The 12,809-nt window shown below is 54.4% G+C and carries 12 protein-coding genes; all 12 read right to left on the reverse strand.

What is annotated here, in order from left to right:
* Positions 1-4 precede the first annotated feature (4 nt).
* The 12 genes from flgB to CFter6_RS13540 all read right to left on the reverse strand — a co-directional run bounded on the left by flgB (position 5) and on the right by CFter6_RS13540 (position 12,034).
* On the reverse strand, positions 5-388 hold the full coding sequence (flgB, locus tag CFter6_RS13485; protein WP_061540372.1) for a flagellar basal body rod protein FlgB: 384 nt from the start codon (positions 386-388) through the stop codon (positions 5-7).
* A gap of 29 nt (positions 389-417) precedes the next feature.
* Positions 418-1,524 (reverse strand): flagellar basal body P-ring protein FlgI, encoded by a 1,107-nt coding sequence (locus CFter6_RS13490; protein WP_236904262.1) that lies wholly within the window; start codon positions 1,522-1,524, stop codon positions 418-420.
* A 41-nt stretch (positions 1,525-1,565) separates the two neighbouring features.
* Entirely contained in the window at positions 1,566-2,144 is a 579-nt protein-coding gene (locus CFter6_RS13495) for a flagellar basal body L-ring protein FlgH (protein ID WP_061540373.1), read from the reverse strand.
* An 8-nt stretch (positions 2,145-2,152) separates the two neighbouring features.
* Positions 2,153-3,172: a flagellar basal body P-ring formation chaperone FlgA gene (gene flgA / locus CFter6_RS13500; protein ID WP_167351392.1), complete on the reverse strand. Its 1,020-nt coding sequence runs from the start codon at positions 3,170-3,172 to the stop codon at positions 2,153-2,155.
* A 10-nt stretch (positions 3,173-3,182) separates the two neighbouring features.
* Positions 3,183-3,980, reverse strand: coding sequence for a flagellar basal-body rod protein FlgG (gene flgG / locus CFter6_RS13505; RefSeq protein ID WP_061540375.1), 798 nt, complete (start codon positions 3,978-3,980; stop codon positions 3,183-3,185).
* 54 nt (positions 3,981-4,034) lie between these two features.
* Positions 4,035-4,787 (reverse strand): flagellar hook-basal body protein, encoded by a 753-nt coding sequence (locus tag CFter6_RS13510; protein ID WP_061540376.1) that lies wholly within the window; start codon positions 4,785-4,787, stop codon positions 4,035-4,037.
* A gap of 40 nt (positions 4,788-4,827) precedes the next feature.
* On the reverse strand, positions 4,828-6,879 hold the full coding sequence (gene flhA, locus CFter6_RS13515; protein ID WP_061540377.1) for a flagellar biosynthesis protein FlhA: 2,052 nt from the start codon (positions 6,877-6,879) through the stop codon (positions 4,828-4,830).
* Positions 6,879-7,994 carry an EscU/YscU/HrcU family type III secretion system export apparatus switch protein gene (locus CFter6_RS13520; protein WP_061540378.1) on the reverse strand — a complete coding sequence of 372 codons (1,116 nt, stop codon included), beginning with the start codon at positions 7,992-7,994 and terminating at the stop codon, positions 6,879-6,881. The genes flhA and CFter6_RS13520 overlap by 1 nt, the downstream gene beginning before the upstream one ends.
* The gene (locus CFter6_RS13525; protein ID WP_082814777.1) at positions 7,994-8,782 is read right to left on the reverse strand and encodes a flagellar biosynthetic protein FliR; all 789 of its coding nucleotides are present in this window, start codon (positions 8,780-8,782) and stop codon (positions 7,994-7,996) included. The genes CFter6_RS13520 and CFter6_RS13525 overlap by 1 nt, the downstream gene beginning before the upstream one ends.
* Positions 8,783-8,795: 13 nt before the next feature.
* Positions 8,796-9,062, reverse strand: a complete 267-nt coding sequence (locus CFter6_RS13530) for a flagellar biosynthetic protein FliQ (protein ID WP_061540379.1) — start codon at positions 9,060-9,062, stop codon at positions 8,796-8,798.
* A gap of 521 nt (positions 9,063-9,583) precedes the next feature.
* The gene (locus tag CFter6_RS13535; RefSeq protein WP_061540380.1) at positions 9,584-10,888 is read right to left on the reverse strand and encodes a glycosyltransferase family protein; all 1,305 of its coding nucleotides are present in this window, start codon (positions 10,886-10,888) and stop codon (positions 9,584-9,586) included.
* A gap of 219 nt (positions 10,889-11,107) precedes the next feature.
* Positions 11,108-12,034 carry a CgeB family protein gene (locus CFter6_RS13540; protein ID WP_150118764.1) on the reverse strand — a complete coding sequence of 309 codons (927 nt, stop codon included), beginning with the start codon at positions 12,032-12,034 and terminating at the stop codon, positions 11,108-11,110.
* Between the last annotated feature and the right edge of the window lie 775 nt (positions 12,035-12,809).

Genomic DNA, 12,809 nt, shown 5'->3' on the forward strand with positions numbered 1-12,809 from the left:
TCTCCTATCGCTTGCCATCGCTGAACGCACTTTCCAAAATGGCAAAATGCTTGTTCAACCCTTTTGCCAGAACCTGATACTGCATCGTGTTTTGCGACAGCGCGGCAACCTCGGTATCCAGCTGGATCGGGCTCGTCTGCCCGCTGACGTTCTGCATCGCTTGCATTTGCAGCTTGACGCCTGCAATCGCAAACGGATCAATTCGTCCCTGCGTCCGCAAACCGCGACGAGCATCTTCCAGCTGCGCCTCGAAGCTGACCCCCTGCGGCACATAGCCAGTCGTATTGGCATTGGCAATATTTGCCGCAATCGCCTGTTGCCTCAGGCTTGCGGCATCCATTGCCAAACCAAGGATCGCCGTTGTTACCCCTTCCAGTCCTTGCGTCATCTGAACTCTCCCAAAATTTTCTATTCGGCTTACTGAACCACCAGCTCTGCATGCAGCGCACCCGCTGCCTTAATCGCACGCAGGATGGAGATGATGTCTCGTGTGTTGGTCTTCAACTTGGCCAGCGACTCCACCAGGTCCGCCACCGTATCGTTATTCGGCGCCAGATAGCCGGGACCGTTCTGTTCGTCGACGTCCACTCGGCTATTGGTGACAATCGCCGTGCGCACATCGGCTCCACCGCGGCCGATGACCAAAGGCTGCGACGCGGTATTTTGCGTAGCTATGGAGATTTTCAGGTCACCGTGGGAGATCGCGACTTTGGAAATGCGCACGTCGCCACCTGAAACAACAGTTCCGGTCCGTTCATTGATCACGACCTTGGCGCGCCGGTCCGGCTCGACCATCACGTTTTCGATTTGCGTAAGATAATTCACCAGCTGCTCGCGACTGGCATCCGGCACATGTATCTCGATGCCGGCGGCGTCACGCGCTTTGGCCAGGCCGGAGCCAAGTTGCCGGTTAATGGCTGCGGCTATCCTGGTGGCTGTAGTATAGTCTGGCTCGGCCAAGACGAAAGTGACGTTCTGGTCGGCATTGACTATCTGCGCAGTTACGCCAACCTCGACGGTCGCGCCGGACGGCACCGAACCGACAGTCGGGTGATTTTTCTGGACCACATTACCGTTGGCGTCATAACGGTAACCGCCGACCGACAGTGGCCCTTGCGCCAAGGCATATACACGGCCATTCGCCGCTTTGAGCGGCGTCATCAGCAAACTCCCGCCAACCAGGCTACGTGCATCACCCGCAGAAGTAACCGTGATGTCCAGCGTATCTCCTTCGCGCGCGAACGTAGGTAATGCAGCAGTCACCATCACCACTGCCACGTTACGGCTTTGCACCTGCTCTGGCGCAACCGTCAGATTGAACTGGGAAAACACGTTGGCCAATGCCTGCCGGGTAGTGCGATTGGTCGGTGAATCGCCGCTGCCGGCCAAACCCGTCACCACGCCATAACCGACCAGTGCGTTGTCGCGCCAGCCGCGCATGCGCCCCAGGTCCTTGACCCGGATGGAATCGGAATCGCGCGCCCATGCAGAAGGACTGCCGGCTAACAACACAGCGACAGCCATGACCAAGCTCACACAAGCCGACAATCGAGAGTGCGTCATCATTAAAACCCTAACCAGTCAACCACGCCGCGCCACCAGCTGCGCCTTTGCCGGTCCGACAAATCGCCTTCGCCTACATAAGTAATCTTGGCCTCGCTCAAACGGCTGGAAACAACCACATTGCCATCGGAAATATCCAGAGGCCGAACCCGGCCTTCCAGCTTGACGCTCTGTTGCTCTCCGTTGACCAGCAAGGCTTGCTCGCCGGCGATGCGCAAATCGCCGTTAGGCAAAATTTCAGTTACGGCGACCGTCAGCTGCGCAAGCAGCCTGCTGGCGCGCTGGGTCCGACCGCCGCCATCAAAGTCGCCGCCAATATTGATTCCACCGGTGATAGTCGGATTGCGGGTCAGGCTCAGATCCGCATTGATTCCGTTCTTCCGGCGCGTCGTGGTATCAGCGTTGGTCGTGGCGCTGGAATTTTCCAGAACCTGCACTGTCACCACGTCGCCAACACGAAATGCTTTATTGTCGCCCGCCAATGGGCGATACGAATTTTCCTGATACAAGCTTTCCGCCATTGCCGGAACACCTGCCAGCAACAGGAAGCCAAACCAGAAGCACACACCGAAACTACGCATATATTTCCTCATCGTTCAGTGATCTCCACCATTCCGGGACCGGCGACACGCGCCATGACCGAACTTGTTGCCGCTGCCGCTCTTACCCTGACCATCTGGCCGAGATATCCATCTTGCAGTGCCTCTACCCGCCCCTCCAGCGAGACCAGCCCGGCATGAGTACGCAAGGTAATCTGCTCCCCTCGCGTTACCGCCGGCGCCGGCTCCACCTGAGAGCGCAGAACGGGCTGCCCCTTGTTCACACTGCGGCGGATACGCCAGAGCGTACTATCGGCCTCGCTTTTAACCGCAACAGCATTTTCATGGGCAACATCAGCGACATCGACTTCGCGCCGTTCAAAATTTGCAGGATTGACTACGCTGCCTGCCGCCATGTCCTGCGATGCAACGTAACCATCTTGGTAGGCGCGCACCTCAAAGCTGACTGGGATGGAACGGGAAAATTCGCGATCTATCCAGATATCGACCCAGACCAGCATGCGCCTGCTCGGCAATCCTCCTTCGAGCAAAGGGCGCACTCGCAACTCAACGCTTCCCTGTGGCAAGGAAACATCACGCGGCTCGCTAATTTCGCTGACCTCGCTGCGCGCCACCCGCAATTTCAGCCAGCGCGACAACTCTTCACGCGCACTTTCAATCACCCTCTCGCCAGCAAGCGTTTGCTCAGAGGCAGAAATGAGCACACGCTCCGCTCCCGTCCACACAGCGGCCCCTTGTCCAAACTGGCGCGAACGCACCCACCGCTCCAGCTCGGCCCGTTCAAGGCTGACCATATTGCCGGCGCGAGGTGCAGTACCCAAAGGCAGCTTCATCCACTGGTACAAGGTAGCCAGATCGGCCGTACTCAAATTCGCCACGTCTCCCAGCGTCACCTGCATATGATTAACCTGCACTTTTTCCCGCAATTCGATTTTCACCGGCCACGTCTTTGCGTCAGACTGCGCAAATGAAATGTCTCCGTAAAAAAACAGAACCGCGCAGCTTAATGCCTGCAACCAGCGACGATGAAAATTTGCCTTGATTGGCATAGCTCGATATCTATTTCCGAAGATTGTTGACCATGCCGAGCATCTCATCCGACGCCTGCACCACTTTCACACTAGCCTCATAGGCGCGCTGAGCCACCATGAGATTCACCATTTCCTCCACCATCTTGACATTCGAGCCCTCCAGGAATCCTTGCTGCAGCAATCCGATGCTGTCTTCAGCCGCCCTGCCGGTAATCGGCTCCCCGGATGAATCGTTGGTGCGGTACAGGTTGTCGCCCTGCGCGCTCAGCAAACCTGGGCTGGCAAACCGGACCAGTTCCAGTTTTCCTGCTTCGACCGGCGCGGATTGCCCAGGAATCTGAATGGTCACGCGACCGTTAGGATTGATCACCATGTTCTGCGCGTTGTCGGGAACCGTGATTCCGGGGCTCAATGGATAACCAGCCTGGGTCGCCAACAAACCGTCCGAATTGACTTTCAAGGTTCCACCCCGCGTATAGGCGCGCGAACCGTCTGGCATCGTCACTTCCAGGAAACCATCGCCCTGAATCGCCACGTCCAGCGCCGAATCAGTCTTCTTCATGTCGCCCACGTCAAACATCTTTGACAGATTCGCAATTCCAACACCGGAACCAAGTTGAGAAGCGCCGCCGAGCACGCCGGCGTCGCCGTCTGACGTTTTAGACAAGGCCAGCTGGCGAGTGCCTATCATCATCAAATCGGCAAAACTGATCCTGGCTTTTTTAAAGCCGGTGGTATTCACATTGGCCAGATTGTTGGCAATGGTGTCGACATTCAGCTGCTGCGCCTGCATTCCGGTGGCGCCAATATAAAGAGCATCAAGCATAAAATTCCTGTCTCAAACTTGTTTGTGGTTAACCCGGTTGATCACAACGCCGTTTTACATGTCGCCTAATTTGCGAATAGCGGTTCCTAGCATTTCGTCGTATCCCTGCGCCACCTTTTGCATGGATTCAAAATGACGCATGGTCTGCGTCAATTCAACCATTTCATGCATGGAGCTGACATTCGCATTCTCCAGATAGCCTTGCTTGACCTGTATCTCGGAGTCCTGCAATTGCGCCATGCCCTCGCCTGCAGCGACCAGCCCGTCGCCGAGCCGCCGCAGACTCGCAGGCTTGTCAAACTGGACGATCTTCAATTGCCCGACCGGCAGTTTGTTCTCGACAATATTGCCGGCGGCATCGATAGACGGTTGCGAAGTATTCAGATAAATATCGCCGCCCTTGCCCATTACCGCATAACCCTGCGCGGTAACCAATCTCCCGCGCGCATCCATGCGGAAATTGCCTTGCCTTGTATAGGCGGCGCCGTTCTCGGTCTGCACTTCAAAATATCCGGATCCGGCAATTGCAAGGTCCAGGTTTTGCCCGGTTGACTTGAGTGTGCCTGGGCGTATGTCCGACAATACTTCGACCTGGTTTTCCGGAACATTGCGGGCCATTGCATCTGCCATGCCGGCATCCAATAAGCGTGCAAACGAATTGGCTTGCGATGACGACTGCGCGCGCACCACTGCAACCTCGCGCTTGTACGCGGGGGTCAAGGCGTTACTCAGGTTCATGGCGACGCGATCGACCCGGGCCATGTCTTGCTGCATGCTTTGCAGAGCAATTCCCAACAGTTCTTCCATATTTATCTTTCACGCCAATGAGGTATTGATACAGTTAAATTCATAGGGTCACCACGCTGTATGATTTAAGTTCGATCGTTTGCGGGATTTCTGTCATCGACAACACCCGCAAATGCGGCACCACGCGTTCGGACAACATGCGGATGTGCCGGCGTAGCTCAGGCGAACACAGCAACACCGGCAGTAAGTTGCTTTTCATCATGCGTTCGGCTTGCTGCACCAGGCGTGAGATGAACTGTTCCGCCAGTTTTGGCTCAAGCACAAAAGGCTGCGGACCATTCGCAGAATGTATGCTGTGCATCAATTGGGTTTCGATCGCCGGGTCGAGTGTCATCACATGCAGTGCATTCGCCTCTCCCACCAGCCCCTGGCAAATTGCGTGGCCCAACCGGTGTCGCACCGCTTCCGTCAAATAATGGCTGTCCTTGCTGGTCCTGCCCGCATCGTTAAGCGTCTCCAGAATAGCTTCTATATGACGGATGCTTACCTTCTCCCGCAGCAGGTTCTGCAGCACTTTCTGTACATCGCTAACCGCCAGCACGGTAGGGATCAGGTCCTCAACCAGGCTCGGTTGCCCCTGCCGCACACGCGCCAGCAAACGATCCGTTTCGGCGCGCGTAAGCAAGGTAGACGACTCGCGCCGCAGGACTTCCGTCAGATGGGTCATGAAAACGGTCTGGGCGTCGACCAGGGTAAACTTGGCGGCTTGTGCCGCCGCCCGCTGCGATTCCTCTATCCACAGCGCCGGCAAACCATAGGTCGGATCACGCGTCGGCTCGCCAGGGATAGCCTTGATGTCCCCGCCCGGATGTATCGCCAGCAAGCGATCGGCGCGCGCCTCGCCGCGTGCGGTCAGCACGCCGTCAAGATGGATTTCATACTGATCCGCGCCAAGGCGGGAAGTATCCTTGAAGCGGACGCGAGGCAATACCAAGCCGAATTCCTGCGCATGCTGCTTGCGAAATGACGCAATACGCTCCATGAACAGGCTTCCTGGCTGGTTCACCAGCGGCACCCAATGGGGCCCGACATTGACTTCGATCGGCTCTACCTTCAACAAGGCATAAGGATCATCTTCGCCAGGCGCAACACCGTCGGCAATGTCCTTGTTTTCAGGTTCAGACAAAGCTTTGGTCTTTACCGCCCGATATGCAAACCAGGCCGCGATCAATACACACGACCCCAATGCCAATACCGGCATGACCGGGATCCCTGGCATCAGCAGCAAACCAACCTGCGCTGCGGCCACCAACAGCAGCGTCTTCGGGAACGAAGTCATTTGACGTGCAACTTCCTGGCTGAGATTGGCATCCGAGGCGGAACGCGTAACGATAATACCGGTCCCCAAGGCAATGACCAGGGCTGGCACCTGGGTCACGATGCCATCGCCGATTGTCAGCAGCGTGTAGGTTTGCAAAGCCTGCCCCCATGGCATCCCGTGCTGCATGACGCCGATCACCAGCCCACCGACGATATCAATCAGCAAAATGATGATGCCGGCGATGGCGTCGCCTTTCACGAATTTGCTGGCGCCATCCATCGCTCCATAGAATCCGGCTTCTTTGCTCAAGTTTTTCCGGCGCAGCTGGGCTTCCGCCTGATCGATGAATCCCATGTTCAGGTCGGCATCGATACTCATCTGCTGGCCTGGCATGCTGTCCAGCGTAAAGCGTGCAGCCACTTCCGATACCCGTTGGGCGCCGTTGGTGATGACCACATACTGGACCACGATCAAGATGAAGAATACGATCAGGCCAATCACGTAATTGCCGCCCACCACATAGGAGCCAATCGCAGCGATTACCTTCCCGGCATCACCGTTCGATAAAATGAGACGTGTTGCCGCCACATTGAGCGACAGCCGGAACAAGGTAGCAATCAGCAGCAAGGATGGAAAAGTCGAAAATTCGACCGGCCGCGCCATATAAAATGTCAGCAGCAGGATCAGAAAGGCAAAACTGAAATTGGTGAGTATGAGGAAATCCAGCAGCGCGCTCGGGATAGGTACGAACAGCACCACCAGCACGCCCAGCACCAGCACGACCATAACGATGTCGCTATGTTTGCCGAAAAACCGTCGCAGCATTTCCATCACGCCTTCCCGCCGGCGGCAGCATGCTGCAAATCATGGCTGCGTTCAGTTTCGCGCGCCTGGCGCATTGCGAAAACCCAGACAATGATGCGCGCCACGTCCGCATACAGGGCTGGAGGCACCTGCTGGTCAACGCCGACTTCGTGAAATAGCTTGCGCGCCAAAGTGCGGTTCTGGACTACCGGGATGTTATTGCGCGCGGCAATTTTCCGCATGGCCGCAGCGATCAATCCCGCGCCTTTTGATACCATTTGCGGCGAAGTCATTTCACCGTGGGTATAACGCAGCGCCACGGCAAGATGGGTGGGATTCGTGATCAGAACGTCCGCACTGCCGGTTTTACCCAAGGCCAGGCTGCGCTTGAGCATCTCCGCCCGCAATTCGCGCAAACGGGCGCGAATGCGTGGATCGCCGTCGCGATGCTTGGACTCGTCGCGCAAATCGCGCCGGCTCATGCGCATTTTCTTGGAAAACTCATGCTTGGTGTAGAGCCAGTCGAATGCCGCAATAATTCCAAGCATCAGAATTATTTTCATTCCCATCGAGCTCATGTCGCCCAGCATGGCACGTATGTATCCCTGTGGCGAATAGCCCGCCAGGCTGTAAAACTGCGGGGCCAGGCTCTTCAGCGCACGGTAAACCACCCACACCAGCAGCGTCAGTTTCAGGCAGGCCCGGAGACCGTCGAACAGCGTACGCATGGAAAACAGGCGTTTGAAGCCATTGGCCGGATTAACCCGGTCCCAGTCCGGACCGAGCGGCTTGGTAGAAAACACCGGACCGATCTGAATCAGGTTGGCGACAATCGCCGCCAGCATGATTGCAGAAAAAAATGGCGCTAGCAGCATCAGGCTGTTGGTCAAACCATGCGAAATCAGCTGCCATAAAACCGCAGGACCGGCATCGATACGCCCAGCCAGATTGAACAAGGCCTGATCGAAACGAAACTGGTCGCGAAAATTTTCCCAGCCCTGCCAGTTGACATAAATTATCGCCACGGCAAACACAATGGCTGAAATGACATCCGGGCTTTTGGCGACCTGCCCTCGCTTGCGCGCTTCATTGAGCTTGTATTGAGTAGCGGCTTCATTACGATCCAGATCTTGTTCGGCCATTATTGAGCACCCCCAAACATCGCATTCCAGGTCTGGAAAATCGAAGCGTAGATACGCGAAGTCACGCTTCCCGCCCCCGTCATCCACAACGACAATGCGCTCAGGCCGACCACGATCTTGACCGGTATCCCCATCGCAAACATGTTCATCTGCGGTAAATTGCGCGCCAGCACGCCCAGGCCAAGCTCAACCAAGAAAATACAGAACACGACGGGCGCAACCAGCGCAAATCCCAGGCTGAACATGCCGGCCACCTGCTTGAATACAGGACCCGCTGCGCTCGCCAAAGGCCAGGTGCGCCCAGGCGGAAAGCGTTCCAGGCTGTAGGCGAACCCGCGCATTAGCGCGTGATGGCCGTCAAGTGCGAAGAACACCACGACCGCCAACTGATTGAAAGCACTGGTGAGGATGGGAAGCTGGCGCCTGCTGACCGGATCAAAGACCTGGGCAATACCGTAACCGATCTGCACGTCAAGCAGCGCACCACCCACGGAAAATGCGGCGAAGCCAAGCATTACCCCCAAAGCCATGGTTGCGCCCAAGATCAATTCGGTGAAAGCCGCCTGCATAAGCTCCCCGACGCCAAGCTCAGCTGAGACGCGTATATCGGGAAAGCCAACGGCAAGGGCGATGGAAAGGGAAATCACGAGGAGCACGCGCACCATGGCAGGCATGGAGAAGGCGTACATGACCGGCGTCATCAGAAATACCGCAGCCAGCCTCAATGACAGCAGGAACACGGTAAGCAGCCAGGACATATCGACGAACAATGCATTTTGGGGCCCCATACATTTCCCCAAACTAGAACATCGACGGAATATCGGACCAGAGTTTGGTCGAGAATTGGGCCAGCTTGTGCAGCATCCAGGGGCCAAACACCATCAAGGCAACGCCTGCGGCAAGAAGCTTCGGCACGAAGGTAAGCGACATTTCTTGCACTTGTGTCACGACTTGCAAAATGCTGACGATCAGGCCAACCAGCATGCTTAGCGCTAAAACTGGTAAACAGACCAGCAATCCCGTCCAAAACATGTCTGCCATCATCTGCAAGGCTAAATCGGCGTGCATAGAAACTTTCGGTACTCGTATTCCAAAAAACAACGCCTTACAGGCTCCCCTTGCAAAACTCTTTATTTTATTACACGTGTTTTTGTCATCAATTAGTACGTTCCGCTATGAAATCTATAACAGAATATGTAACTTTATGTTATTGCGCGTAACATTTTGTCGGATATTAACAAGTTTCCAAGGTCTAAGCAAAAAAATTACTCTCAACAATATTTTGCAAAAAGAATCTTGACGAATTCTTGCTAAATGGCTTAAACAAGCGGTTTGCGACATTTTCATTAAAGATATTTCCACAAGGCAATTGAGTTTATATGAATCTATGTACAAAAAAGAACACAGATATCGATATAGCCCCAGTTGCCATATGAAAAAAATAGAGATGAGCGTGACGCAGAAACGAATCGCTGCCGTCAACCTTAAACCGGGCAATTGATTTTTAGCAAATCAACAAAAAACGCCGCAAACCAATAAAACATCTGGTTATGCGGCGTTTTGCAGTCAAAACTCGATCTATAAAATAACTAAGCGCAAGACATATCGTCTCGCTCCATCATCATCGCTCGAATTTGGGGCCACATATGGAAATAATGGGTCATAAAAGTATCCGGCTGTTTCATGAACCAAGGGGTATTGATGGTGGTTATGTCCAGCACGTCTGCATCGTTCAGCATGCCTGCCCTTAGCAAAGCCTGGATGAAAAAATACTGGTCGCCTTGACTGGCATATACAGACGATTTGTCCGCCACCGCCCGGATGTCATCCATGAGTCCCGTTAACAATGCCGCATTTTCAGGGGTGTTGCGAAATCCCATGATTCCGGAGTTCATATTCCAGCTCACATCCTGCGCAAGCACCCTTTCACGCTGTGACAGCAAGGGCTCAAGCTTGCGGCCCTGATCAGTCACCAGTACATCTGCGTCAATCCAGAATACCCACTCATGGGAAGAAATATACGTATTGAGCAGCCAAGGCTTGACCCAGTTTCCGCTCGCGGCAAGCTGTAATTCCGCCGGGACCGAGCGATGGATATGCAGAGTGTAGTTGTGACGATCGCAGTAACGCCGCAGGTTTCGTTCGGCGATTTCCCCATAGATAGAAATGTTCGGAGTGTAAAGCATGACCAATGCAATGGACGAGCCCGGATTATAAGTACTATGCGCCTCACGAGCCTCGGTATCGGGTTGCATAGTGGTAGAAAACAGCTGTTTTCCCTCCATCAAATTGGCGTTGACATGTTCGATCAGCGTTTCTCGAAAGCGTGGAGAAACACCCTTGCCGGCAGCATTTGTCAGTGGATCGTCAAAGCTTAAAGAAAATGTGGGGATTCTCGCCCAAGCCGGATCGGCATCGACTTTACTGATCATCGCCGGCAGGCAGTTGCCTATCTGCGAGCTGAAATGCACCGAGGGCCACCTTCCCAAGACTTGAGCTTCGCTTTCAAACCCGGAGCCAAATTTGCAGGCATTCGTGATCTGCGAAACCATCTCGCGAACCTCGCCAGTGTTGCGCCAAATAGTCACGTCAGCTTGCGGAAGCTGCCCATCGGTCACAACCAGCAGATAGCTGCGGCCTTCCATCAATTCAGGCAATGGATGGGCCCGCACTATCGCACTGTCTTCACTCAGCAACGCCACTAGCGCCTCCGGCTCAGCTTCGCGTAGCGTACGAAGTAAAACCTGATATTTCAATATGGCTTGATGCTGCCTGTTAGCCGGAATGCAGGAGGTATCAATCACCACATGACGATAGCCATGCTGTTCGCAGTACCAGCGATGGTTGGTAAAGCTCGCCGATGTTGTATTGCTTAATAGACTGATGACGATCATGGAATGGTGTAGTTTGGTTTAGTTTGATTTGACGAATGACAGCAACGATACCAGAACATAGGATCACCCTACCCGACCGTCTCTAGCTTGCGCAAGTACGCCATGATAGCTGCCTGCTTAAGCGGATCGAGCTTGACCAGCTTTGCTTGCCATCGAACCGATCAGCGTATGGCGAGCAATATTCGGCTCAGCGCCTCATACATCTGCAGACGGTTTGCGCTACAGGCGCTGACGGACTGCTGCAACATAACGGTGCATTGCACCGGCCAAAATCTCTTTCTGTGGCGTCAAGCCAAGCAACGCGAGAGGGCCGGCCTTCTCGAGCATGCGCCGCCGCGGGGCGTCGGCCAGCAGCGCATGCACTCGCTTGACGAGTTCGTTGTACGAGCAGCCATCGACGGCGTCGCGCAGCACGGGTGGTATCTCGGAATGCGGGTAAAGCTCTGACACGACTGCTTTGCGGTTGCGCAACAGGATGGACAGGCGCGGCAATTCTGCAGTGCTTGTGTGATCGGCCTTGCGCATGTTCAAGGCGACCTTTGCACGCGGTAGCAAGGCATCGCGCTGCGCCGGCGTCCAGGCCGTTCCTATCGGATAGGCAACTCGAAGCCCGTGCGACTCTAGCTCGCTCAGAATGGAAAGCCGACGGGGCATGGTTTCACCGAAGAAGATGACATCGATGTCCTGCTGATCGTCGCTCAGTACTTGATCTTCGGGCACGATGGGCGTCGCCTTCGGCTCGAAAGTCAGGGGTACATAGTCAGACTTGAGTATCCCCAGAGCTTGGTGATGCTTCAGATTATCAAGGCTGTACTCCCAGACCCATGCGCGCTGGAGCAAGTGGCGATAGCCGGGCATGTCTGCCAATAATTCAGGCAGGCCAGGCTCAAAATTGACAACGATGGTGTTCAGTGGCAGTTCCGCATCGGAAGGCAAACCAAGACCCATCGCGAAAAAGAAAAGGTTGATGTCGGCATTGTCTACGCTGGGTGCGGCTTCGATGCTGGTTGAGTACCCCAGCTGTTCGCACGCAATGCGAAAGCTCTCCATAACCTCCGTCACGTTCTCGTTGCCCAGCGTGCAGAAGCGCAGATGCGGTCGGAACGGAAAGTCTTCCGGCCAGCCTGCCGGGCCTGTCGTACTCACGGACTCTTCTTCACCGAGGCAATGTCACGAGGAACAACTACTGCTGAGTTGAATCGCAATCTTTCCCCCATTCGGCAGCGTTGCTGGACGTATAAACCTAACGACGATTTCCACTCGCTTATATTTAATCCCATGATTTATCCCCTATATTTTTATGGGGAAACATATCAGATTTCCAATATAGCGTCGATGAATTCCTTTCCATTTAATAATTCTTCAAACATTGTATTCAAGAATGAAGGAAACTTGGGGGCCAGGCTTTGCATTGACACATTGCTTCAAAATTGGATCTCGAGATTGAGGGTGAATTTCTTCACGTTATGCATCAATGCAAGACGGTATCTGACCCCCATCTCTTTTCGATCCCAATTATTTAGCGAACGGGCTTGCTATTCAAGACGGTATCTGACCCCCATCTCTTGACCCCGATCACTCCGATCCGGATTATTTAGCGAACGGGCTTCCTATTCGAGACGGTATCTGCCCTCGCCGTCCCACCGCCGCCGTGCTCAGTCAGCTCAAGTATTTCAAAGACAGTTGGCTGCAAACATACAGCACAACCTTCCTCGCAGATTTAACAGTGTCAAAATCTTCCAAAAAACCATTTAGCTTCGCGGACAAAAAATAGTCGATGTCCCAATCTTTTTCGCCTTTTTCATCTAAGGGCAAGTTGTGTATCAGATTCAAAATCGTCCCCGCACTTACGAAGTCCGAATTCTTAATTTGTTCAAGAACTTCCACAACACAATAAGCAACTATTCTTCGCGTACTTTCG

It is taken from the genome of Collimonas fungivorans, from assembly GCF_001584145.1.
Taxonomy (GTDB): domain Bacteria; phylum Pseudomonadota; class Gammaproteobacteria; order Burkholderiales; family Burkholderiaceae_D; genus Collimonas; species Collimonas fungivorans.